Source organism: Bartonella clarridgeiae ATCC 51734 (assembly GCF_000518185.1).
Lineage (GTDB): Bacteria > Pseudomonadota > Alphaproteobacteria > Rhizobiales > Rhizobiaceae > Bartonella > Bartonella clarridgeiae.
This window is the reverse complement of sequence record NZ_JADC01000011.1, coordinates 151,998-176,036: the sequence shown is the minus strand read 5'-3', so window position 1 is coordinate 176,036 and position 24,039 is coordinate 151,998. Positions and strand designations below refer to the sequence as shown.

Sequence of the window (24,039 nt, the reverse complement as noted above, 5' to 3'; positions counted from 1 at the left end):
GCTCTAACTCTTTTAAGAATCGTCTTTTAATAGACTTTTTATTACCTTTAAAACTTGTTGACGTGTATTTTCCAAATCTTTCCCCGTATCAATAACAAAATCAGCATATTTTCGTTTTTGTTTATCAGATACTTGTTTAGTATTAATAATTAAAAATTTTTCTTCGTTCATATTTGGACGGTTCATTGCGCGTGCCTTTTGTATTTCTGGTGGTGAAGACACAACAACCACACTATTAACACGATTTTCACTTTTTGTTTCAAAAAGAAGAGGAATATCAAGAACAACTAATTTTTTTTTCTGCTGACGTGCTATATTAATAAATTCTCTTTCTTTTTTCTGCACCAAAGGATGAATTATTTCTTCTAAAATCTTTAATTTTTCAATGTTATTGATTAATATTTCAGAAAGTTTTAGACGATTAACTTGGCCGTTTTCAATAACACCTGGGAAAGCACGCTCTATAAGAGATATTGTTAGTTCATTCCTGTAAAGTTGGTGTACGGCCTCGTCAGCACTAAAAACAGGAACACCCGCTTGTTTAAAAAAATCAGCAGTTGTTGATTTTCCCATTGCTATTGACCCAGTTAGCCCTATAATTTTCATGATTTATTTTCACTCATATCTTCTAAGATTGCTTTCCCCAATTCTCTTGTTACTAATGATTTTATTCCAAACCACCGTTCAAAACCAGGAACAGCTTGGTGTAAAAGCATTCCGAGTCTATCAACTTTTTTAAACCATGAGCTTTTGCTTGATATAAAAAAGGCGTTATTAATTAAGCAAAAAAATTCTTTCAAATCTACGTTTTTTTAAAGCATATAAAACAGCACGTGCAGCACCCCCTGCACCAAAAACGAGAGCTGTTCCTCCAGCCCAATCAGGAAAAAAATCATCAAGATTAGCACAAAAACCATAAGCATCACTATTTGTGGCGCAAAGCTTTTCTCCTTCAAACCATAGTGCGTTAACAGCACCGATAATTGTCGCTATCTGTTCTTTATAAGTTGCTAAATGGAAAGCCTCTTGTTTATATGGTAAAGTAACATTACCCTCACAAAAGTTTCTTTTTTTCGTAAATGTAAGAAAATCTTTTAATTTTCCAAATTTTACTTCTTTTGCAAGATATTCACCTGATAAATTATATTGTTTGAGCCAAAAATTGTGAATTTTTGGTGATTTTGAATGATTAATTGGGTAACCAATAATACAAGGACGCGGATACATTTTTTTCTGTAATTTATTACCAAATTAGCTATCAATAACTCCTAAATGACGTAATTTAATTAATAAAGGTAGTAAAGGTAAACCAACAATAGTAAAAAAGTCCCCTTCAATTTTTTCAAAAAGGTGGATTCCCTCTCCCTCAATCTGATAGATTCCCGTACTTTTTAAAACATCTGCTCCTACACGTGTTAAATAATTTTCAACGAATTTTAATGAGAGAGGACGTACCGTCATATGAGCACTAAAAACTTCAGACCAAATTTTTTTACCATTTTGAACTAAAGCAATAGCACTATGAAGAGAATGTTTTTTTCCTGATAACATATGTAAACGCTGACGTGCTTCTTGATCATTTTTTACTTTATGAAAAATTTGACCTTCAAAATCAAAAACTTGATCACAACCAATAACTAATGCATTAGGAAAACGATCAGAAACATTTTTTGCTTTCATATTTGCAAGAAAAGAACAGAGTTTTTCAGGAGTTTTTATCTTTGCTGTTTTTTCTATCTTTCTTTCATCAAAGGAAGCTCCTTCAACAGAAAATTTTAAACCAGCTTTTTTTAATAATTGCGCACGATAGGGACTAAGAGATGCTAATATTAATGATTTTTTTATCATATTTTCTCTTCTTTTCCTTCACGAAATTGCGATAAAAGTTCAAAGACTGCTGCAGCCGTTTCTTCAATAGAACGCCTTGTAACATCAATAATAGGCCAACAAAAACGTTCACAAATACGTTTTGTATAAATAAGTTCTTCTGCTATTCTAATACGATCAGTATAACTCTCAATAGCAAAACTATCTCCTAAATTTCTGTTTTCGCGAATATGTGAAATTCTTTCAGCTGAAGCAATAAAACCAACAATTAAAGCATTATTTGCTTCAAAAAGAGTCTGAGGTAAATCAATCCCTTTAACAAGAGGTACATTAGCAGTTTTAATTCCACGATTTGCCAAATAGATACTTGTTGGTGTTTTAGAAGTCCTTGAAATACCTATAAGAATTACGTCCGCATCTAATAAACTATCAGGAGATTGCCCATCATCGTGTTCTATTGTGAAATCTAAAGCTTTAATACGACGAAAATAATCTGCATTAAGTTCATGCTGTGCGCTTACACGTAAATTTTTAGGTGTTCCAAGATAAGATTGAAAGCCATTTAAAATAGGATTTAATATATCAACACAAGGAATAGACATTTTTGTGCATGCTTCATCAATTAGCTGTTTAATTTCTTTATCAATAATCGTGTAAAGAACAATACCTGGTTCTTGCTGTATCTCATTAAGAACTCTCTGCAGCTGAATCTTACTGCGAATCATTGGATAAATATGTTCTATCGCTTGCCTTATTTTATATTGCGATGCTACAGCTCTTCCAGCAGAGATTAGTGTTTCTCCCGTTGCATCAGAAATCATATGCAAATGGAAAGATTTTTTTTTAACCACAGAAAATTTAACTCCTTGTTAATTAATGTATATAAAACTCTAAAATTCTAAAAAAAATTAAAATTTAAAGTGAAATTTTTATTATTATGCACAAGTTCAAAAGGAGTAGTAAATAAATTTTTCTTATGGAAAAAAACGAGGATAATATTATTAAAAGTTTATTTATTATTATTATTTTTTCTTTTTCTTTGTTGATAAAATTGAGGATAAATAATAATTCACGTTAAACACAGACTTAAATAAGAAGAATTATTAAATTTTAAATTTATTTTTTATATATAAAACATAATAAAACAAAAAAATACTACCACAAAAACGGTAATATTTTTATAAATGACATATAAATGCTTCTATGTATTATTAGAGTGAAAATAAATTTAGATAAGCATTATAAATATAGAATTTCATGTTCATTTTTATTAAGAGGGAAATGACATAGTTTCTAAAATATTTCAACAGAGATATCTTAAAACAGGATAAGTCTGTTATTATTTCTTTAATGTTTATGATTAGTCGATACATATAGAAGCGAATTATTAAGAGCAATGCTTGCAGTTTAAAAGAGTTAAGTGTATAACTTTATTTAAAGGAATATTCTTTTCCTTAAAATTTTCTAGAAACAATTCTCCCCACTGATTAAAAGAGCATATTTTATGCAGGAAATGAAATTACAAGAACTTAAAAGTAAAAATCCAGTTGAACTCGTCTCTTTTGCTGAAACATTAGAAGTCGAAAATGCTTCGTTAATGCGTAAACAAGAGTTAATGTTCGCTATTTTAAAAAAACTCACCTTGCAAAATGTAGAAATCATAGGGGAAGGTGTTGTTGAGGTTTTACAAGATGGATTCGGATTTCTACGATCTGCTGATGCTAACTATCTTCCAGGACCAGATGATATCTATATTTCACCAACACAAATACAAAGTTCTTCATTAAAAACAGGGGACACTGTTGAGGGTCCTATACGAGGTCCAAAAGAAGGAGAGCGTTATTTTGCTCTTCTCAAAGTTAACACAATTAATTTTGAAGATCCTGAAAAAATTCGTTACAAAATTCATTTTGATAATCTTACCCCTCTTTATTCAAATGAACGTTTTCAAATGGAAGTACAAGATCCTACAGACAAAGATATGTCATCGCGGGTGATCGATTTAATATCTCCACTAGGAAAAGGTCAAAGAGGATTGATTGTGGCACCTCCACGAACAGGAAAAACAGTTCTATTACAAAATATTGCCCATTCTATTACGACGAATCACCCTGAATGTTATCTTATTGTTTTGTTAATAGATGAGCGTCCAGAGGAAGTTACTGATATGCAACGTTCTGTGAAAGGAGAAGTTGTTTCTTCTACTTTTGATGAACCAGCAATACGTCATGTACAAGTAGCTGAAATGGTTATTGAGAAAGCTAAAAGATTAGTTGAATATGGACGTGATGTTGTTATTCTTCTTGATTCAATTACACGTCTTGGACGTGCATATAATACTGTTGTTCCTTCGTCAGGAAAAGTTTTAACAGGTGGTGTTGATGCAAATGCTTTACAACGCCCTAAACGCTTTTTCGGTGCAGCTCGTAATATTGAAGAAGGAGGATCTCTAACTATTATAGCGACAGCTTTAATTGATACAGGAAGCCGTATGGATGAGGTTATTTTTGAAGAGTTTAAGGGAACTGGTAATTCAGAAATTGTTCTTGATCGTAAAGTTGCTGATAAGCGCACTTTCCCAGCTATGGATATTTTGAAATCAGGAACACGTAAAGAAGATCTTTTAGTAGCCCGTCAGGACTTACATAAGATTTTTGTTCTTCGTCGTATACTAGCACCTATGAGTGTAACAGATGCGATTGAATTTTTAATTGATAAATTAAAACAAACAAAAAATAATAGTGAATTTTTTGATTCAATGAATACATAGGCTTTTTGTTTTGAGTTAGGATTAATCCTGTGGATACAATCTTTGCTGTTTCAAGTGGATTGTTGCCTTCAGGGGTTGCAATTGTTCGACTTTCTGGTCCTCATGTTAAGAATGTTGTAAAAACACTTTGTGGTTGTTTACCTAAAGCGCGATTGATGCATTATGGCGATCTTATTGCTCGCGATGGAAGCTTTTTAGATTCTGCCCTAACTGTTTTTTTTCCTGCACCTCATAGTTTTACAGGAGAGGACTGTGCAGAATTTCACTTACATGGAAGCAAGGCTGTTGTTAATCGTTTTCTTGATGAGTTGACTACATTTGAAGAATGTCGCCTTGCAGAAGCAGGAGAGTTTTCGCGTCGAGCATTTATTGAAGGTAAATTAGATTTAATTCAAGCAGAAAGCCTTGCTGATTTAATTCAAGCAGAGACGGAAAGTCAGCGGCGTTTAGCAATTATGGGAACGAGTGGTACTTTAACAAAACTTTATCGTGATTGGCGCCACAAACTCATGACAGCACGTGCTCTAATAGAAGCAGAGCTTGATTTTTCTGATGAAAATGATATTCCTGATTCAGTATCTGATAAAATTTGGCAAGACATAGAGAAACTTTACCATTCACTATGTGAACATATTTCTGCAGGAGAGCGTGCAAGTATTTTACGTGATGGAATTAGAATTGTTATAGCAGGTGCTCCAAATTCTGGAAAATCAAGTATTATTAATCGTCTTTCCGGAAGATCTGTTGCTATTGTATCAGAAGAGGAAGGAACAACACGTGATGCTTTAGAAGTTAGATTAGTATTTGGTGGTTTACTTGTTTTTTTTACAGATACTGCTGGTTTAAGAAAGACAAAAAATAAGATTGAACTATTGGGGATAGAAACCGCAAAACAACACATTATGGAAGCTGATTTAGTTATTTCTGTTTATGATATGAATAATCCTCAAGAGGTTAATTTACCAAAAACTTCAGCTGAAATTTGGCATGTAGGTAATAAACTCGATCTTTGTGAAGGGGATAAAATACGTTGGCCAATACAATTTTCGACATTAAGTGGTTTAAATTTTGATTATTTTATAAAAGAGATTGAATTATTCTGTTCACGCCGCGTTACTGAAATTGGAAATGCTGTTCCAGCAAGAAAAAGGCAACTTCAATTATTGAAAAAAACTGCAGAAGAAATTAATACATCGATAAATTCTACTTCTCTTGATTTAAGTCTACGTGCAGAACATCTTCGTCGTGCGAGTCATGCACTTGGACGAATTACAGGTGATATTGACGTTGAAGATTTACTTGATATTATTTTTTCACGATTTTGTGTTGGTAAATAATGATTCACGTGAAACATTTCGATTTATCTATAATTATTTGATAGACAGATTGATAAGATCATGTATTTTATACGTTCTTTTTCATGTAAATTTAAAGTCAATTCTTTATGGAATAAATTAAATGCAATCATATGATGTCATTGTTATAGGAGGTGGACATGCTGGTTGTGAAGCAGCTTCAGCTTCGGCGCGTATTGGAGCACAAACAGCACTTGTTACATATCAGATATCAAAACTTGGAACGATGTCATGTAATCCCGCTATTGGTGGACTTGGAAAAGGGCATTTGGTTCGTGAAATAGATGCTTTAGATGGTTTAATGGGACAAGCAGCAGATGCTGCTGGAATTCAGTTTAGACTTCTTAATAGACGGAAGGGACCAGCAGTAAGAGGTCCACGTACACAAGTTGATAGACAGTTATATAAAAATAAAATTCAACAACTTTTACAGAAACAGGATAATTTGATTCTTATTGAAGATGAAGTTATTGATCTAATTATTAAAGATGGTCGTGTTTCAGGTGCCTTTTTAAAAAAACAAGGAAATATTTATTCCAATGCAGTTGTTTTAACAACAGGTACATTTTTGCGTGGACTTATCCATATTGGTAATAAAACATGGTCTGCTGGTCGTATGGGTGAACAATCAAGCATACAACTTGCTGAACGCTTGAAAAATTATGGTATAAATCTCGGAAGATTAAAAACAGGAACACCTGCTCGCTTTAGCAAAAAAACTATTTCTTGGAATAAACTTCTTAAACAACAGGCTGATGAAGACCCTGTTCCATTTTCTTTACTGACAGAAAAAATCGAGCAACCTCAAATTGAATGTGCAATAACACGAACAAATAAAAAAACGCATCAAATTATTCGTGAAAATATTCATAAATCAGCGTTATATTCTGGAGTTATTGAAGGATTAGGACCACGATATTGTCCTTCAATTGAAGATAAAATTATCAAATTTGGTGATCGTGATGGGCATCAAATTTTTCTAGAGCCTGAAGGATTAGATAATGATACGATTTATCCAAATGGTATTTCCACATCTCTTCCTGAAGATATACAAATCTCTTTTTTGAGAACAATTGAAGGACTAGAAAATGTCGAAATTTTACAACCTGGCTATGCAATTGAATATGACTTTGTTGATCCTAGACAACTTTCCAGAAATTTAGAATTACGATTTTTACCGGGTTTATTTTTAGCAGGACAGATCAATGGTACAACAGGATATGAAGAGGCTGCAGCTCAAGGTCTTTTAGCTGGGTTAAATGCTGCACGTCAAGTTGGTGGGTTGGAAGAAATTATTTTAAGTCGTTCTACAGCCTATATTGGTGTTATGATAGATGATTTAATTTCACGCGGAGTTCGTGAACCGTATCGAATGTTTACATCACGGGCTGAATTTCGTTTATCACTTCGAGCTGATAATGCTGATGCTCGCTTAACACCTTTGGCAAAACAATGGGGAATTATTAGCCAGACCCGTTGGGTTTGTTATCAACAAAAACAACAGCGTCTTGATCAAGCACGTTTAATGTGTCAAAAACTTTTTTTAACCCCTAACGAGGCATCTGTTCATGGGTTGCAAATTAATAATGATGGAATTAGACGTTCTGCTTATGATCTTTTAGCACGTCCTCATATGAGTGTGGCGCGTCTTGCACATTTTTGGCCACAATTACATTCAATTGATTCTAAAACAGTTGAAGCTTTAGAAATTGAAGCACAGTATGCAGTCTATTTAGAAAGACAAGCACAAGATATTATGGCTCTTCAACGAGATGAGCGTTTAGAAATTCCTTCTTCTCTGAATTTTCAAGAAATTTCTGGCCTTTCAAATGAGTTAAAAGCAAAATTTCAACAAATATCGCCGCGGTCAATTGCTGATGCAAAGAAAATTGATGGTATGACACCAGCAGCATTATCACTAATTCTTACATATATTCAACGTCAAAGACATAAAAAAGCAAAATTAGCTTAATGGTTATTTCTATAGAAAAAAAATATCAGTATACTTTAGAAATAATACCCTCTGTTTCACGTGAAACGATGAAACTTTTAATACAATTTGAATCTCTAGTAATACAATGGAATAAACATGTTAATTTGATATCTGCTGCAACAATACCAGTTTTATGGACACGTCATATTTTAGATTCTGCACAAATTTATCCTTTAAAAAGTCAATCTCTACATTGGTGTGATCTTGGATCAGGAGGAGGCTTTCCCGCGATTGTTATTGCTATTTTTCTCAAAGAAAAAAAAGGGGGGCATATTGATTTAGTTGAAAGTAATGGAAAAAAAGTAGCTTTTTTACGAAATGTTATTGCACAACTTAACCTTCCAGCAACAGTTCATCATTGTAGAGTCGAAGATGTTTACAAAAAAATAAAAGCACCGGATATTCTGACCGCAAGAGGTTTAGCTTCATTAGATACTCTTTTACAGCTTATGTCACCTTGGTTAACACAAAAAACAATTGCTCTTATACAAAAAGGTCGGGATTACGTTAAAGAAATAAAAAATTCTACTGCCAATTGGCACTTTGATCTGCTAAAACATGAAAGTAAAATTGATGAAAATTCTGTTATCTTAGAAATTTCTCATGTTCGATCATGTGAAAAGGGTAAAGCAAAATGAGCGAAACACGAATTATCGCTATTGCAAACCAAAAAGGTGGGGTAGGTAAAACAACGACGACGATAAATCTTGCAACAGCTTTGGCTGCTATTGGTGAAAATATTCTTATTATGGATATTGATCCACAAGGAAATGCAAGTACAGGATTGGGAATCGATCGTAATAGTCGTCCTTTGTCATCTTATGATGTTTTGGTTTCTGGAATCTCAGTTGCAGAAGCCGCTTTGAGAACTGCTGTGCCTAATCTACATATTGTTCCGTCTACACTTGATTTATTAGGCATTGAAATGGAAATTGCTTCTTCACAAGATCGTATTCAACGATTGCGTAAGGCTCTTTGTTATGATTCCAAAATAGCCAAAAAATTTAATTATATTTTAATTGATTGCCCTCCTTCTCTTAATCTTTTGACATTAAATGCTATGGGAGCAGCAAATTCTGTTTTAGTTCCAATGCAATGTGAATTTTTAGCTCTTGAAGGTTTAAGCCAATTACTTGAAACTGTGAAACAAGTACGGTCTATTTTAAACACATCTTTAGAAATTCAGGGTATTGTTTTAACAATGTATGATGGACGGAATAATCTTTCAAATCAAGTTGTTGAAGATGTCCGCTCTTTTATGGGAGAAAAAGTTTATCGTACTGTTATTCCACGTAATGTACGTGTATCTGAAGCTCCTTCTTTTGGCAAACCAGTATTGCTTTATGATCTCAAATGTGCTGGTAGCCAAGCCTATCTGCGGTTGGCGTCGGAAGTTATTCAACGTGAAAAGCAAGCGCAAGCTGCAGCTTAGAAAGTATAAGAAAAATAATTGTACAAAATTTAAAGAGAAAAATTATGAGTGATGATCAATCAAAAAAAAGACTGGGACGCGGGTTAGCAGCATTGATTGGGGATATCAACTTAAACGGAAATCCTGCATATTCAGCAAGTTTTGATAAATTCACATCGAAGCCGAGTGTCGCTCCTATAGCCTCTGAAAGGTTTGTTCCTATTGAATTTATTTCCCGTAATCCAAATAATCCAAGACGCCAGTTTACCGATTCGGAACTTGATGACTTAGTGCAATCAATTCGTCAACATGGTATTGTTCAACCCATCATCGTTAGACCTTCTCGTACTCATCCTAACCAGTTTCAATTGATTGCTGGTGAACGGAGATGGCGAGCTGCACAACGAGCTAATTTAAGTCAATTGCCCGTTATTATTCGCGATGTAGATGATAAAACTGCTTTGGAATTAGCAATTATCGAAAATGTTCAACGAACTGATCTCAATCCTATTGAAGAAGGAATAGGATATGAGCTTTTGTTAAATGAACATGGATATACTCAGGCAGATTTAGCAGAAATTATTGGAAAAAGTCGTAGTCATGTTACAAATACTCTCCGCTTGTTAAAGCTACCACAAAAAGTGCAACAATTTTTGACAGCTGGTCAAATTTCAGCTGGTCACGCACGGTGCCTTATTACAGTTGAAAATCCACAAGAATTAGCTGAAAAGATTATTCGTGAAGGGCTTTCTGTACGCCAAACAGAAATGATCGCACATAAATATGGAAATTATAAGATAAAAAAACAAATTCCAGTAAGAAAAGATATAGAAACACAATCCTTAGAGAAATTGCTTACTGATGTGATTGGAATGAAAGTCATCATTCGACATGGTAAAAAAGGTGGTGATTTGAAGATTCATTACTCCTCATTAGAGCAATTAGATGATATTTGTCGACGTTTGCAAAGCTAATCTAAAAATATAAGTCCAGTTGGTATATTTAAAACTAAATTTCAAATTGTTCTATTTTGAGAAAGGGTAATTAAATAGAGTTAAAAATGATCTTTTCTTTTACGGATTTCAGCAAAGACTTCTTCATCTGTTGCATTTTCCATTGCGAGATTTTTTCGTAAAATAGTATCATCCCAACGAAGAAATGGATTTATGTCTTTTTCTTGTCCTAAAGTTGTTGGTAAGGTCATAGCATTTTGTGCTCGTAACAAAAAAACCTCTTCTACTCTTTGATGAAGCTTTCTATTTTGTGGGTCAATAGTCAATGCGAAAAGAGCATTTGTTTTAGTATATTCATGTCCGCAATAAAGGATCGTTTCATCAGGAAGTTGACGGAGTTTTTTTAAAGAAGTTAACATTTGTAAAGGTGTCCCTTCAAAAAGGCGCCCACAACCGAGTGAAAAAAGTGTATCTCCAGCAAATAGTAAATTAGCTTGAGGAAAATAATAAGATAATGCTCCTAATGTATGACCAGGTGTTGAAAGGGCAGCAAGAGTGTGTGTACCAAAACAGAAATTTTCATCAGGTTGCAGTGTATAATCAAGAAGAGCAATTTTTTTGCTTTCTGCTTCTGGTCCAATAATCGTAGCATTATAGACTTTTTTTAATTCTGCCAGTGCTTCTACATGATCATGATGATGATGAGTGACAAAAATAAATTGAAGTGTCCAGTTATGCTGTTTTAACATATTGTGAATTGATTTTCCTTCAGGCGCATCAATAGCAGCCGTATAACCGCTTTTTTTATCATGAATAAGAGTACCAAAATTGTCTTTTCGACAGATAAATTGTTCAATTAACATCTCTTTTCTCAACATTATATGTTAAATTTATGAAGCAATTCATAGTGATAAATTCGCGATGTAAAACAGGATTATTAATCTTCTTTTGTTAAATTTTTTGAATGTTTTATGATAAGAGGCATTTGTGTCAACATAAATAGAAATGTTATAGGCATAACGCCAAATACTTTAAAATTAGTCCAAAAATTGTCGTTGAAATTACGCCAAATGATTTCGTTTAGAACAGCGAGAAAAACAAAAAAATATGCCCAACGATAAGTGAGTTTATTCCATCCACAGTCGTCAATTTTCAGACCGGAGTCAAAAACATAACGCAAAAGTGGCTTTTTAAAAAATAAGCCACCAAATAAAATAAAAGAAAATAAACCATTAATGATCGTAGGCTTCATTTTAATAAAAGTATCATCGTGAAGCCAAAGAGTTAAAAAACCAAAAAAAAGGATGAATATTCCTGAAATAAGTGGAATTATAGGAATTACACGTGCAAGAAACCAAGATAAGGTTAGGGCAATAATGATTGCTATCATAAAAAGAGCAGTTGCAGGAAAGATAGGTTTATCAAAACCTTTAAAAAGCTCAATATTATTTATCAACCACTCACCTTTATAATTAGCAAGGAAAAAAACAATTAATGGTCCCATTTCTAAAAGAAATTTAAGAATTGGCAAAGAAGGTGTTTTTTGATTGTTATTGTTGTTTTTCAAACAAGGGTCATTATATGAATTAGGTTCAAAAAGAGAAAATTTCATGCGTATTTTCCTATAATAGCTTCAGCAAAATCAGAGGCAGAAAAAGGTTCAAGATCTTCAACATTTTCGCCTATACCAATAAAATGAACAGGGAGTTTATGTTTAGATGCAATGGCAACAAGAATTCCCCCACGCGCAGTACCATCAAGTTTTGTCATAACTAAACCATTTACACCAGCAATATCACGGAAAATATTCACTTGGTTGAGTGCATTTTGCCCAGTCGTTGCGTCAAGTGTTTGAAGAACTGTATGAGGAGCTTGAGGATTATGTTTACCCAAAACACGAATAATTTTTGCTAATTCATCCATTAATTCAATTTTATTCTGTAAACGTCCTGCTGTGTCAATAATTAAAACATCACTGCCTTCTTTTTTAGCTTTTTTATAAGCATCAAAAACTAAGCTTGCAGGATCTGCAGCAAGTTTGCTTGAAATAACAGGAGCTTTTGTACGTTCACCCCAAATGTGTAATTGCTCAATAGCTGCGGCGCGAAACGTATCTCCAGCAACAAGCATGATTTTTAAACCTCCTGCAGTTAGTTTAGCAGCTAATTTTCCAATAGTTGTGGTTTTTCCAGTTCCATTTACACCGACGAGTAAGATAACATGGGGTTTATGATTAAGATCAATTTCCAATGGAAAAGCAATTGGTTCGAGCACCTTTTTAATTTCGTTAGTCACAATAGTATAAATGTCTTTTGGAGACAAATTTTTTTCATAACGACCAGTAGCTAAGATATCAATAATACGTGTGGTTGTTTCTATACCAAAGTCTGCTTGAATGAGGATATCTTCTAATTCTTGTAGTGTGTTTTCATCGAGTTTTTTTTTGGCAAAAAGCGAACCAATTGAATCACTTAATTGCTGTGAAGAAAGAGATAATCCTTTTTTAAGGCGTTCAAACCATGCTGCTTTTTTTTGTTCAACAGTTGAAGTGGATAAAGGTTCTTTATTTTTTTCTATAATCGTATCAGTAACGATCACTTTACGAGAAGATTCTTCGGGAGAAGAAACTTTTTCGCTAGATTCAATGAATGTTGTCTCTTGTATTTTCTTTTGCTCTCGTTTTTCCTCTTTTACATCTTTGGAAGAGTATTTGCTTTTTATATTTTCACTTTTATCTTCATTTTGTTTTTCCTCATCGATTTCATGAGACATAAGAATCTGCTCTTTTTTAATTTTTTTTTCTTTAGATGTATTAAAAGAGAGTATTTTTTTTATAAAAGAGTTTGTCATGAGAGCTTTCCTGCTTAGGCTGCATTCGATTCAGGAAGTGCGGCAATTAATTTTTTTCCGTCGTGATCAATAATGAGAGCTTTAACAATTGTTCCAGCTTTAGTACCTTTAATTTGTGTGAGCGTATAATCTTCTGTCCGTCCAATTCCGTCTCTCTCAATAAGAATTGTTTGTTGGCTATTTTTTAGATGAATAAGATGTTTTCGGTAAGCTTTTTCCCCTTCTTTACGTAATTTTTCAGCGCGAATTTTGATTGTTTCACGATTAATCTGTGGCATACGTGCAGCTGGCGTTCCCTCTCTTGGGCTGAAGGGAAATACATGGAGATATGTCAAACCACATTCATTAATTAAAGTCAGACTATTTTGAAACATTTCTTCTGTTTCTGTCGGGAAACCAGCAATCAGATCGGCACCATAAACCATTGTAGGACGCTTAGCGCGTAAGTTTTGGCAAAACTGAATTGCATTTTCACGCAAATGACGTCGTTTCATCCTTTTTAAAATCATATTATCACCTGCTTGTAAAGATAAATGCAAATATGGCATTATTCTTTTTTCATATGCTAAAAGATTAATCAACTCTTGATCTGCTTCAATGGAATCGATGGATGAAAGGCGTAGTCTTGGCAAATCAGGAACATGGTGTAAAATAGTTGAAACTAATTTTCCTAAAGTGATTTTTCCAGGTAAGTCAGGGCCATAACTTGTGAGGTCAACACCTGTTAAAACGATTTCTTGAATACCATTGCCTACAAACTGTTTAATTTGTTCAATAATGATGCCCATGGGAACTGAGCGTGATGGCCCACGGCTATAAGGGATAATGCAAAATGTACAACGATGATCGCATCCATTTTGCACTTGGACAAAAGCACGTGTGCGTCCTTCTAATGCATTAATCATATGTGGAGCAATTTTATTGACTTCCATAATATTATTGACACGGATTTTTTCGTCATGATTAATGCCGAAATCAGGACGTTGACAGTAGGAATGAGCATGGAGTTTTTCTTCATTGCCTAAAATCAGATCGACTTCTTTCATGAGAGAAAATTTTTTTCCTTCTGTTTGTGCTGCACATCCCGTAACAATAATGCGCGCATTAGGGTTTTCGCGCCTAGCTTTTCGAATCGCTTGTTTAGCTTGTCGTACAGCCTCAACGGTGACTGCGCAGGTATTGAAAATAATGGCGCCGTCTTTAAGTTTATCAAGACCAGCAGAAGTACTTTCTTTGCGTATGATCTCCGATTCATAACTATTGAGTCGACAACCAAAAGTCACAATTTCTATTGTCATTTAAAAGAATCCTTTTTGTAATCCCCTGTTAAAGGGCTTAAAAGACCACTAAATTCATATTCTACTGGACCTGTCATAATGATATGATCATCTTCTTGATAAAGAATAGAGAGATTTCCTCCCAGTAAATTAACATTAATACGGCGTTCTGTTAATCCGCGGCGATAGGCAGCTACTGCACTAGCGCAAGCAGCAGTGCCACATGCTTTTGTTAATCCTGCTCCACGCTCCCATGTTCTTAAAATTAAGCTATTTCGTGATGTTACAAAAGCAATGGAAATATTACAGCGTTCTGGAAAAAGCGGGTCATGTTCGAGTTTAGGTCCGTATTTTTCTAAGGGAATATGTTGAATATTGCTCTCAACGAAAAAAATAGCATGAAGATTTCCAAAGGAAACAAGAGAAGCATCTTTTAAAGGTCCGGCAGTTATTTCTACGTGATTGGTATCAGCTATTTCATAAGCAATAGGCATATTTTTTATATCAAAATTTGGGCGGCCCATGTTAACAGAGATCAGACCATTTGCTTGACGTTTACCTTCGACAATACCAGCGGGTGTTTCTAATTGAAAACTTTCACCAAGATTATGATTCGTCAGCCATTCAATAACGCAACGCGTACCATTACCACAAGCTTTTGCTTTTGAACCATCAGCATTCCAGATTTCAATGCGAAAATCAGTTTCATTTTTGGTTGACGGGTGAATCGTCATGATTTGATCAAAGTGCGTTTGTGGATTTTTAGCTAAAGCAAGAACTGCTTGCAGTGTAATATTATGTGTGTTTTCACGCATATCAGCAACAATAATTTTATTTCCAAGACCGTTCATTTTGCTGAATGGCGTTTTCATAAGATTTCTCTATTTTTTTGTGCGATGGAATGATAAGTCTAGTAAAGAATATAATGACTGAAAATTTTCCAAATTACCAGTATTGATAAAAATAAAATGAGCGGTAGTGATTATTGTTATTAAAGATGAACAATTTTTGTCATGATTGCGTGCTTTTTTATTAGGTTTTTCTTATTTATTAATTTATCTTTGTAAAATGGGGTATTTACAAAAATATGCTCATTTATTTTTTTGAGTAAGCTTGTTATTTTCATGAGAAAGAGTGAAGATATGATATTTTCAAAAATTTCATTTTCCATTGCATTATCAATTATATATATCTTAAGTGGTTGTTCAACATCACGGTTTGGTAAAAGTAACGGAAACAAAATAGCGGAAGTTTTTTATCCTGTTCAGCAACTGTTAGAACCTACAACATCTGATACATTAAAATCTGAAGTGTTAACTCCCTCAGGTTATGAAAAGGAATACGCTCAAAATAATACGCAGTTAACTGACTTTGAAGTACCAGGCAATGCGGTTGATTTATTACCTACCAGTATTGCTGGTGTATGGAACCTCTATATTGGCGGTAAGTCTTGCCGAATAGCGACCCCACAAACAAAATTTGGTTCAGGGTATCGTGCTAGTCCTTTAAATTGTCCAAGAATGTTTGCTAAAGTTAATTCATGGGCTGTTAAGGAAAAAAAATTATATTTTTATGATAGGTCTGGAAGTATTATTGCAGTTCTTTATTCTTTTGGAAGAGATTATTTAGAAGGGCGTATGTTGGATAATCAGCCAGTTATTTTAGACCGTTAAATCGTTCTAAACTATTTATGAAAAAGGAAATATATAGGCACAAATTTGCATTGTTTAATCACAAAATGATGCAAAAAAGAAACATTTATGTCTATGAAATTTTTGTTTTTTTAGAATGATTTGAAAAAAGGATGTTTAGATGGTTTTAGTTTCAATGTGCTATGAAGACCTTGTTTCCAAAGGAGAAGTTAGTTTTGATGCAGCTCAATGGAATTTAACAAAACATTTTGATTATTTATTACAAGAAATTTCAGCACAAAAGATTTCTCGACCTTGGATGTTCTGGCGTTTTTTTAAGAAAAAAATGCACTCTTATGTTTCAAAACAATATGGTACTGATAATTATTTCGTTCAGGGATTGTACGTTTATGGTAAGGTTGGGCGAGGCAAAACCATGCTTATGGATTTGTTTTTCTCTTGTTTGCCAGAAGGGGATAAAAAACGCGCTCATTTTAATGATTTTATGGCTGATGTGCATGAACGTATTAATGTACATAGGCAAGAGTTTAAATATGCAAAATCCAAGCACAATGATCCTATTTTAGTAGTTGCAGAAAATCTTGCACGAGAAGCACGTGTGATTTGCTTTGATGAATTTAGTGTAACAGATATTGCGGATGCAATGGTACTCGGTCGTCTTGTTACTGCTTTATTTAATCAAGGAGTAATTTTTGTTGCCACTTCAAATGTTGCTCCTGATAATCTTTATTACAATGGTTTAAATCGAGAGCTCTTTAAGCCTTTCATTCAAATTTTAAAAACACATGTTCGTGTTATTAATCTTGATGCAAAGACGGATTATCGTTTTGAAAAATCAAATCCACAACATGTATATATAACCCCATTGGGGAAAGCAGCAGATGAAAGCATGGATCAAGCATGGACATTAGTTTTACAAGGTCAAAAAGAAACATCTGATGATATATTTGTAAAGGGGCGTTCTATTCATATTCCACGTTTTGGTGCAGGATGTGCACGCTTTGATTATCAGGATCTTTGTATAAAGCCTTTAGCAGCAGCTGATTATTTAACTTTAGGGGAGCATTACCATACGATTTTTATTGATCGCGTTCCTATTATGGATGATGCACATCGTAATGAAACTAAACGGTTCATTTTGCTCATTGATGTTCTTTATGAACGCCACATAAGACTCTTTATGTCCGCGGAAGCAGAAATTGAGCAGTTATATAAAGGGCAAGCACAAACAACAGAAACATTTGAGTTTCAAAGAACACGATCGCGTCTGTTTGAAATGCAAGGCCAAGATTATCTCAATATTTGGGCAGAACAATTTTTAAAGAAATAAATGAATCTTTGCTTTACTTTTACGTAAACTGCTAAAATAATAACCTATTGAATTTAAAAATGTTGTAATAATTCTGTTGTATTTTTTTTAAATTCATCTTATCGATATGATTGTAGTCAATCACTAACTTTAATATTTTAGGGAGGAGTTTCTGACAATGAAATAGAGAGTTTGGTGAACTTTAATCATTTTATTCTTAAGCGGTTTTATTAAAAAATAGGATTAGATTTAAATGAAAATGTTTAATCTATAGAGTGGGGGATTTTGCGCTTAGTAAAAGTAAAGGGAATGAAAATGGCACGAAAGAAAATAGCTTTAATCGGCTCGGGTATGATTGGTGGTACTTTAGCGCATTTAATAGGACTTAAGGAGCTCGGAGACGTTGTTTTATTTGATATTGCAGAGGGAATACCACAGGGTAAAGCTTTGGATATCGCAGAATCATCACCGGTTGAAAGTTTTGATGTAAATTTAGCAGGGACCAATACTTATGAAGCCATTGTAGATGCTGATGTTGTTATTGTAACAGCAGGTGTTGCACGTAAACCTGGTATGAGTCGCGATGACCTTTTGGCTACTAATTTAAAAGTTATGGAACAAGTTGGTACGGGAATTAAGAAATATGCACCTTTAGCGTTTGTGATCTGTGTTACCAATCCTCTTGATGTAATGGTATGGGCATTGCAGAAGTTTTCTGGTCTTCCAACACAAAAAGTTATTGGTATGGCTGGTATTCTCGATTCAGCACGTTTTCGTTATTTTTTGTCTGAAGAATTTAAAGTTTCTGTTAAAGATGTTACGGCATTTGTTTTGGGAGGCCATGGTGATTCGATGGTTCCTTTGATCCGTTATTCGACTGTTGCTGGTATTTCTTTGCCTGATCTTGTGAAAATGAACTGGACAACACAAGAAAAGCTTGATCAAATTATTCAACGTACAAGGGATGGAGGGGCAGAAGTTGTGAATTTGTTAAAAACGGGTTCTGCTTTTTATGCGCCGGCCTCTTCTGCTATTGCAATGGCTGAAGCTTATTTAAAAGATACTAAACGTGTTGTTCCTGTTGCTGCTTACCTTTCAGGTGAATATGGTGTTAAGGATATGTATGTTGGTGTTCCCGTTGTTATTGGCGCTGGTGGTGTTGAACGAGTCATTGAAATTGATCTTAATGACAATGAAAAAGCTGCTTTTGAAAAATCAGTAAATGCAGTGCACGAGCTTTGTAAAGCATGCGCTGCTATCGCACCTAATCTCGGATGACTCAAAAGAGTTTTTGCTAGGTCTAGGTAAAGTAAGATACCTTAAGTGTTTTGAGGATCAATTTAGTTATCCATAGAAGAAAAGGACAAATAAATGAATATCCATGAATATCAGGCCAAACGCCTGCTTCATGAATACGGTGCACCAATAGCGAACGGTGTTGCTGTTTATTCTGTAGAACAAGCTGAAAAATGGGTGAAAAAATTACCAGGACCGCTTTATGTGGTTAAGAGTCAAATTCATGCTGGAGGCCGTGGAAAGGGGAAGTTTAAAGAACTTGGTTCTGATTCAAAAGGTGGTGTTCGACTTGCAAAATCAGTTAAAGAAGTTATTACTAATGTAAAGGAAATGCTTGGTAAGACTTTGATAACTAAGCAAACAGGTCCAGAAGGTAAACAGGTTAATCGCCTTTATATTGAAAATGGTGCTGATATTGAACAGGAGCTTTATCTTTCGCTTTTAGTTGATCGTACAATCGGTCAAGTTGCTTTCGTTGTGTCGACAGAGGGAGGAATGGATATTGAAGCGGTTGCTGAAGAAACACCGGAAAAAATACTCACCCTTCCCATTGATCCTACGAAAGGTGTTACTCCTACTGATTGTAAGAAACTTTGTGACGCATTAAAATTATGCGATAGTGCACGTAAAGATGGCGAAAAACTTTTTCCAATACTCTATAAGGCTTTTTGTGAAAAAGATATGAGTCTTCTTGAAATCAATCCACTGATTGTAATGGATAATGGCCATTTACGTGTGCTTGATGCGAAAGTCTCTTTCGATAATAATGCTTTATTTCGTCATCCAGATATTTTGGAATTACGTGATATTTCCGAAGAAGATCCAAAAGAAATTGAAGCGTCAAAGCATGATCTTGCTTATGTCGCTCTTGATGGGACAATTGGCTGTATGGTGAATGGTGCTGGTCTTGCTATGGCGACAATGGATATTATCAAACTTTATGGGGCTGAGCCAGCAAATTTTCTTGATGTTGGTGGTGGTGCTTCAAAAGAGAAAGTGACTGCTGCTTTTAAAATTATTACAGCTGATCCAAATGTTAAAGGCATTTTGGTCAATATTTTTGGTGGGATTATGCGTTGCGATGTTATCGCTGAAGGTGTGATTACTGCTGTTAAGGAAGTTGGCTTAAGAGTTCCTTTAGTTGTTCGCCTTGAAGGTACTAATGTTGAACAGGGTAAAGCAATTATCAGTAAAAGTGGTTTGAATGTTATTTCGGCTGATGATTTAGATGATGCTGCTCAAAAAATTGTTGCTGCAGTGAAGGGAGCTTAAGCCATGTCGATTTTTGTTAATAAGAATACAAAAGTTCTTGTTCAAGGGCTTACGGGGAAAACGGGAACATTTCATACAGAACAAGCGCTTGCTTACCACGGTACACAAATGGTTGGGGGCATTAATCCCAAGAAAGGGGGAGAAACATGGAAGGGATCAAAAGGTGAAACTCTTCCCATTTTTGCTAGTGTTGTGGAAGGTAAAGAAAAAACTGGAGCTAATGCTTCTGTTATTTATGTTCCTCCTGTGGGGGCCGCTGATGCTATTATAGAGGCCATTGATGCTGAGATCGGTTTAATCGTCTGTATTACAGAAGGTATACCGGTTATGGATATGGTTAAGGTTAAAGCTAAATTAGAGAAATCGAAATCGCGTTTAATTGGTCCTAATTGTCCAGGTGTTCTTACTCCTGATGAGTGTAAAATTGGTATTATGCCCGGTGCTATTTTCAAAAAAGGTTCTGTTGGAGTTGTGTCGAGATCAGGAACTCTAACATATGAAGCGGTCTTTCAAACGAGTCATGAGGGACTTGGACAAACGACAGCTGTTGGTATTGGAGGTGATCCTGTTAAGGGTACTGAATTTATTGATGTATTAGAAATGTTTTTGGCTGATAATGAAACCGAATCTATTGTTATGATTGGTGAAATTGGTGGTTCTGCTGAAGAAGAAGCTGCACAGTTTCTAAAGGATGAAGCAAAGAAAGGTCGCAAAAAACCAATGGTTGGTTTTATTGCTGGTCGTACAGCTCCTCCGGGACGGACAATGGGACATGCTGGTGCAGTGATTTCTGGTGGTAAAGGTGGTGCAGAAGATAAAATTGCGGCAATGGAATCAGCAGGAATTCGCGTTTCTCCTTCACCATCACAAATAGGCAAAACTTTAGTTGCAGTGTTGAATGATTAAAAGAAAATTTTATCTGAATGAGTATTATCCATTCAGATAAAATATGAATTATAAAAATAAAGGCTTTTTTGCAATTTTCCGATTCTTATTTTAAAAATAAAAGCGGATATATTAAGGAGACGGGACGAGTGTTCCGGAAAGATATATGGCAAGGCAGGATGAGAAGAATGATCCTTTTACACAAACATCATTTTTGTATGGTGGAAATGCAGATTATATAAATCAACTTTATGCCGAATATAAAAAAAATCCTACCAATGTTGATCCCCAATGGTGTGATTTTTTTGAAACTTTTCAAGATAATAAGGAAGATGTGATCAAAAATGCCGAAGGAGCAACATGGCAACGGAACCATTGGCCATTAAAAGAAAGCGGGGAGCTTGTTTCTGCTTTAGATAATGATTGGTCTGCTCTTGAGAAGCATTTTGGCGATAAATTAAAAGAGAAAGCAGCAGTTAATGCTGTACAAAATGGAAAGACGTCTAGTAAAGAAGATATTATTCAAGCGACACGTGATTCTGTTCACGCACTTATGATGATTCGCGCTTTCCGAGCTCGAGGACATCTTCATGCACAACTTGATCCGCTTCAACTGGCTGAAAATCCCGAAGATTATAAAGAATTATCTCCAGAAGCTTATGGTTTTAGTCCTGCTGATTACAAACGTCCGATCTTTATTGATAATGTTTTGGGATTAGAGTATGCAACCATCCCGCAGATGCTTGAAATTCTTAATCGTACGTATTGTTCGACGATCGGTGTAGAGTATATGCATATTTCAGATCCTGCTCAAAAAGCATGGATCCAAGAACGTATTGAGGGACCAGATAAACAAATTGCTTTCACACAAAAGGGTAAAAAAGCTATCCTAAACAAGCTTATAGAGGCAGAAGGCTTTGAACAATTTCTAGATACAAAATATAAGGGGACAAAACGTTTTGGCCTTGATGGGAGTGAAGCACTTATCCCAGCTCTTGAACAGATTATTAAGCGTGGTGGCGCCTTAGGAGTGCAGGAAATAGTTTTGGGAATGGCTCACCGTGGTCGTTTAAATGTTCTCTCTCAGGTTCTTGAAAAATCACATCGAGCTATTTTTCATGAATTTAAGGGTGGTTCTTATAAACCTGATGATGTGGAAGGATCAGGTGATGTAAAATATCATTTGGGAACTTCTGCTGATCGTGAATTTGATGGTAAAAAAGTTCATTTATCGCTTTTGCCTAATCCATCTCATCTTGAGATTGTTGATCCAGTTGTTATTGGAAAAACACGTGCTAAGCAAGATCAACTTATTGGTCCTGAACGCACTGAGGTTATTTCATTAAATGAGCGTTCAAAAGTCATGCCACTTCTTATTCATGGTGATGCGGCTTTTTCAGGACAAGGCGTTATTCAGGAAACATTTGGTCTTTCAGATCTGAGAGGTTACCGTGTTGCTGGCTCGATACATGTGATTATCAATAATCAAATCGGATTTACAACTAATCCGCGCTTTTCACGTTCGTCACCTTATCCGTCAGATGTAGCGAAAATGATCGATGCACCAATTTTTCATGTGAATGGAGATGATCCTGAAGCTGTCGTTTTTGTAGCAAAAGTAGCAACAGAATTTCGTCAAATCTTCCATAAACCGGTGGTAATTGATATGTTCTGTTATCGTCGTTATGGGCACAATGAAGGTGATGAACCTTCCTTTACACAGCCGCTTATGTATAAAGCAATTCGTAATCACAAAACGATTGTTCAACTTTATAGTGATCAGCTGATAGCAGAAGGAGTGATTGATCCTCAAGAATTTGAACAAAAGAAAAAAATGTGGCGTGATAAGCTTGAAAATGAGTTTGAAGCCAGCGCTTCTTATAAACCTAATAAGGCTGATTGGCTTGATGGAAGCTGGACAGGTCTTAAAGCTGCCAGTAATAGTGATGAGCAACGTTGTGGAACAACAGGCATTGAATTGAAAACTTTAAAGGAGATTGGACAAAAACTTGTCGAAATTCCATCAGATTTTCATATACATAGAACGATTCAGCGTTTTTTAAATAATCGTGCTCAAATGTTTGAAACTGGTGAGGGTATTGATTGGGCAACAGCTGAAGCTTTAGCGTTTGGTTCTTTGTGTTTAGAAGGAGCACCGGTTCGCCTTTCTGGTGAAGATGTTGAGCGTGGAACTTTTTCGCAACGTCACGCGGTTCTTTATGATCAAGAAAATGAAGTCCGTTATATCCCTTTAAATAATTTACAACAGGGGCAAGCTATTTATGAAGTTGTAAATTCCATGCTTTCCGAAGAAGCTGTTCTTGGTTTTGAATATGGATATTCACTTGCTGAGCCACGTGGTTTAACACTTTGGGAAGCGCAATTTGGTGATTTTTCTAATGGTGCACAGGTCATTTTTGATCAATTTATTTCATCTGCTGAGCGTAAATGGCTTCGTATGTCTGGTCTCGTGTGTTTATTACCTCATGGTTTTGAAGGGCAAGGGCCAGAGCACTCTTCAGCACGTCTAGAACGTTTTCTGCAACTTTGTGCAGAAGATAATATGCAGGTTGCAAATTGTACAACTCCCGCGAATTATTTTCATATTTTGCGTCGCCAGATTAGACGTGATTTTCGTAAACCATTGATTTTGATGACACCAAAATCACTTTTGCGTCATAAACGAGCGGTTTCTTTTTTAAGTGAAATGGGACCAGAAACAAGTTTTCATCGTTTATTGCTTGATGATGCAGAATATCTCAAGAACTCTGTGATTAAGTTACAAAAAGACAGTAAGATTCGTCGTGTTGTTCTTTGTACAGGTAAAGTCTATTATGATCTTTATGAAGAACGTGAAAAGAGAGGGATTGATAATGTTTATTTGTTACGTATTGAACAGCTTTATCCTTTTCCAGCAAAAGCTCTGGTAAATGTATTATCGCGTTTTTTAAAGGCTGAAATTGTTTGGTGTCAAGAAGAACCCAAAAATATGGGGGCGTGGTCATTTATTGAGCCTTATTTAGAATGGGTTCTGACTCATATTCGTGCACGTTATTCACGTGCACGTTATGCTGGGCGTTCTGCAAGTGCATCGCCTGCGACTGGTTTAATGTCGAAACATCTTGAACAGCTTGCCGCGTTTCTTGAAGACGCGTTAGGTTATTAATTTATTTTACTCTGACGTATGGA

20 protein-coding genes and 1 pseudogene are annotated in these 24,039 nt (G+C 35.1%); 12 read left to right on the top strand and 9 right to left on the bottom strand.

What is annotated here, in order from left to right; all coding sequences use genetic code 11:
- Positions 1-12: 12 nt before the first annotated feature.
- The 4 genes and pseudogenes from coaE to T420_RS0104415 form a co-directional block, all read right to left on the bottom strand.
- A complete protein-coding gene (coaE, locus tag T420_RS0104430) occupies positions 13-606 on the bottom strand; it encodes a dephospho-CoA kinase (RefSeq protein ID WP_013544369.1) in 594 nt (197 codons plus the stop codon).
- Positions 603-1,227, bottom strand: a pseudogene (locus tag T420_RS06990) (hypothetical protein). Before T420_RS06990 ends, coaE begins: the two are co-directional and overlap by 4 nt.
- A 24-nt stretch (positions 1,228-1,251) precedes the next feature.
- Entirely contained in the window at positions 1,252-1,848 is a 597-nt protein-coding gene (locus T420_RS0104420) for a Maf family nucleotide pyrophosphatase (protein WP_013544368.1), read from the bottom strand.
- Positions 1,845-2,678, bottom strand: coding sequence for a pyruvate, water dikinase regulatory protein (locus T420_RS0104415; RefSeq protein ID WP_013544367.1), 834 nt, complete (start codon positions 2,676-2,678; stop codon positions 1,845-1,847). The genes T420_RS0104420 and T420_RS0104415 overlap by 4 nt, the downstream gene beginning before the upstream one ends.
- 653 nt (positions 2,679-3,331) lie before the next feature.
- Here T420_RS0104415 and rho point away from each other — a divergent pair.
- From rho to T420_RS0104380, 6 genes are all read left to right on the top strand, one after another.
- The gene (gene rho / locus T420_RS0104405; RefSeq protein WP_013545669.1) at positions 3,332-4,597 is read left to right on the top strand and encodes a transcription termination factor Rho; all 1,266 of its coding nucleotides are present in this window, start codon (positions 3,332-3,334) and stop codon (positions 4,595-4,597) included.
- Between the two features lie 29 nt (positions 4,598-4,626).
- A complete protein-coding gene (gene mnmE / locus T420_RS0104400; RefSeq protein WP_013545668.1) occupies positions 4,627-5,934 on the top strand; it encodes a tRNA uridine-5-carboxymethylaminomethyl(34) synthesis GTPase MnmE in 1,308 nt (435 codons plus the stop codon).
- A 121-nt stretch (positions 5,935-6,055) separates the two neighbouring features.
- Complete coding sequence (gene mnmG / locus T420_RS0104395; protein WP_013545667.1) at positions 6,056-7,924, top strand: tRNA uridine-5-carboxymethylaminomethyl(34) synthesis enzyme MnmG; 1,869 nt, start codon at positions 6,056-6,058, stop codon at positions 7,922-7,924.
- Positions 7,924-8,583 (top strand): 16S rRNA (guanine(527)-N(7))-methyltransferase RsmG, encoded by a 660-nt coding sequence (rsmG, locus tag T420_RS0104390; protein ID WP_013545666.1) that lies wholly within the window; start codon positions 7,924-7,926, stop codon positions 8,581-8,583. Before mnmG ends, rsmG begins: the two co-directional genes overlap by 1 nt.
- The gene (locus T420_RS0104385; protein WP_013545665.1) at positions 8,580-9,377 is read left to right on the top strand and encodes a ParA family protein; all 798 of its coding nucleotides are present in this window, start codon (positions 8,580-8,582) and stop codon (positions 9,375-9,377) included. Before rsmG ends, T420_RS0104385 begins: the two co-directional genes overlap by 4 nt.
- A 44-nt stretch (positions 9,378-9,421) precedes the next feature.
- Positions 9,422-10,330, top strand: a complete 909-nt coding sequence (locus T420_RS0104380) for a ParB/RepB/Spo0J family partition protein (RefSeq protein WP_013545664.1) — start codon at positions 9,422-9,424, stop codon at positions 10,328-10,330.
- A gap of 80 nt (positions 10,331-10,410) precedes the next feature.
- Here T420_RS0104380 and gloB read toward each other — a convergent pair whose 3' ends face one another.
- From gloB to dapF, 5 genes are all read right to left on the bottom strand, one after another.
- Complete coding sequence (gloB, locus tag T420_RS0104375) at positions 10,411-11,172, bottom strand: hydroxyacylglutathione hydrolase (protein WP_013545663.1); 762 nt, start codon at positions 11,170-11,172, stop codon at positions 10,411-10,413.
- A gap of 74 nt (positions 11,173-11,246) precedes the next feature.
- The gene (locus tag T420_RS0104370) at positions 11,247-11,921 is read right to left on the bottom strand and encodes a septation protein A (protein ID WP_013545662.1); all 675 of its coding nucleotides are present in this window, start codon (positions 11,919-11,921) and stop codon (positions 11,247-11,249) included.
- Positions 11,918-13,159 carry a signal recognition particle-docking protein FtsY gene (ftsY, locus tag T420_RS06985; RefSeq protein WP_026501174.1) on the bottom strand — a complete coding sequence of 414 codons (1,242 nt, stop codon included), beginning with the start codon at positions 13,157-13,159 and terminating at the stop codon, positions 11,918-11,920. Before ftsY ends, T420_RS0104370 begins: the two co-directional genes overlap by 4 nt.
- A gap of 14 nt (positions 13,160-13,173) precedes the next feature.
- Complete coding sequence (mtaB, locus tag T420_RS0104360; RefSeq protein ID WP_013545660.1) at positions 13,174-14,457, bottom strand: tRNA (N(6)-L-threonylcarbamoyladenosine(37)-C(2))-methylthiotransferase MtaB; 1,284 nt, start codon at positions 14,455-14,457, stop codon at positions 13,174-13,176.
- Positions 14,454-15,308, bottom strand: a complete 855-nt coding sequence (dapF, locus tag T420_RS0104355) for a diaminopimelate epimerase (protein WP_013545659.1) — start codon at positions 15,306-15,308, stop codon at positions 14,454-14,456. Before dapF ends, mtaB begins: the two co-directional genes overlap by 4 nt.
- Before the next feature lie 270 nt (positions 15,309-15,578).
- Between dapF and T420_RS0104345 the strand changes: the two genes are divergently transcribed.
- The 6 genes from T420_RS0104345 (at position 15,579) to T420_RS0104320 (ending at position 24,016) form a co-directional block, all read left to right on the top strand.
- Entirely contained in the window at positions 15,579-16,109 is a 531-nt protein-coding gene (locus T420_RS0104345; protein WP_013545657.1) for an AprI/Inh family metalloprotease inhibitor, read from the top strand.
- Positions 16,110-16,248: 139 nt separating this feature from the next.
- Positions 16,249-17,418 (top strand): cell division protein ZapE, encoded by a 1,170-nt coding sequence (gene zapE, locus T420_RS0104340; RefSeq protein WP_013545656.1) that lies wholly within the window; start codon positions 16,249-16,251, stop codon positions 17,416-17,418.
- A 294-nt stretch (positions 17,419-17,712) separates the two neighbouring features.
- Complete coding sequence (gene mdh / locus T420_RS0104335) at positions 17,713-18,675, top strand: malate dehydrogenase (protein WP_013545655.1); 963 nt, start codon at positions 17,713-17,715, stop codon at positions 18,673-18,675.
- A gap of 93 nt (positions 18,676-18,768) precedes the next feature.
- Complete coding sequence (sucC, locus tag T420_RS0104330) at positions 18,769-19,965, top strand: ADP-forming succinate--CoA ligase subunit beta (RefSeq protein ID WP_013545654.1); 1,197 nt, start codon at positions 18,769-18,771, stop codon at positions 19,963-19,965.
- Between the two features lie 3 nt (positions 19,966-19,968).
- On the top strand, positions 19,969-20,871 hold the full coding sequence (sucD, locus tag T420_RS0104325; RefSeq protein WP_013545653.1) for a succinate--CoA ligase subunit alpha: 903 nt from the start codon (positions 19,969-19,971) through the stop codon (positions 20,869-20,871).
- Positions 20,872-21,016: 145 nt separating this feature from the next.
- Entirely contained in the window at positions 21,017-24,016 is a 3,000-nt protein-coding gene (locus tag T420_RS0104320; protein WP_013545652.1) for a 2-oxoglutarate dehydrogenase E1 component, read from the top strand.
- The last annotated feature ends 23 nt before the right edge of the window (positions 24,017-24,039 follow it).

Bases quoted from the DNA above. Each gene is read 5' to 3' on its own strand.
- coaE (WP_013544369.1), bottom strand. From the start codon at position 606: ATGAAAATTATAGGGCTAACTGGGTCAATAGCAATGGGAAAATCAACA.
- T420_RS0104420 (WP_013544368.1), bottom strand. From the start codon at position 1,848: ATGATAAAAAAATCATTAATATTAGCATCTCTTAGTCCCTATCGTGCG.
- rho (WP_013545669.1), top strand. From the start codon at position 3,332: ATGCAGGAAATGAAATTACAAGAACTTAAAAGTAAAAATCCAGTTGAA.
- mnmG (WP_013545667.1), top strand. From the start codon at position 6,056: ATGCAATCATATGATGTCATTGTTATAGGAGGTGGACATGCTGGTTGT.
- rsmG (WP_013545666.1), top strand. From the start codon at position 7,924: ATGGTTATTTCTATAGAAAAAAAATATCAGTATACTTTAGAAATAATA.
- T420_RS0104385 (WP_013545665.1), top strand. From the start codon at position 8,580: ATGAGCGAAACACGAATTATCGCTATTGCAAACCAAAAAGGTGGGGTA.
- T420_RS0104380 (WP_013545664.1), top strand. From the start codon at position 9,422: ATGAGTGATGATCAATCAAAAAAAAGACTGGGACGCGGGTTAGCAGCA.
- gloB (WP_013545663.1), bottom strand. From the start codon at position 11,172: ATGTTAATTGAACAATTTATCTGTCGAAAAGACAATTTTGGTACTCTT.
- T420_RS0104370 (WP_013545662.1), bottom strand. From the start codon at position 11,921: ATGAAATTTTCTCTTTTTGAACCTAATTCATATAATGACCCTTGTTTG.
- ftsY (WP_026501174.1), bottom strand. From the start codon at position 13,159: ATGACAAACTCTTTTATAAAAAAAATACTCTCTTTTAATACATCTAAA.
- mtaB (WP_013545660.1), bottom strand. From the start codon at position 14,457: ATGACAATAGAAATTGTGACTTTTGGTTGTCGACTCAATAGTTATGAA.
- dapF (WP_013545659.1), bottom strand. From the start codon at position 15,308: ATGAAAACGCCATTCAGCAAAATGAACGGTCTTGGAAATAAAATTATT.
- T420_RS0104345 (WP_013545657.1), top strand. From the start codon at position 15,579: ATGATATTTTCAAAAATTTCATTTTCCATTGCATTATCAATTATATAT.
- zapE (WP_013545656.1), top strand. From the start codon at position 16,249: ATGGTTTTAGTTTCAATGTGCTATGAAGACCTTGTTTCCAAAGGAGAA.
- mdh (WP_013545655.1), top strand. From the start codon at position 17,713: ATGGCACGAAAGAAAATAGCTTTAATCGGCTCGGGTATGATTGGTGGT.
- sucC (WP_013545654.1), top strand. From the start codon at position 18,769: ATGAATATCCATGAATATCAGGCCAAACGCCTGCTTCATGAATACGGT.
- sucD (WP_013545653.1), top strand. From the start codon at position 19,969: ATGTCGATTTTTGTTAATAAGAATACAAAAGTTCTTGTTCAAGGGCTT.
- T420_RS0104320 (WP_013545652.1), top strand. From the start codon at position 21,017: ATGGCAAGGCAGGATGAGAAGAATGATCCTTTTACACAAACATCATTT.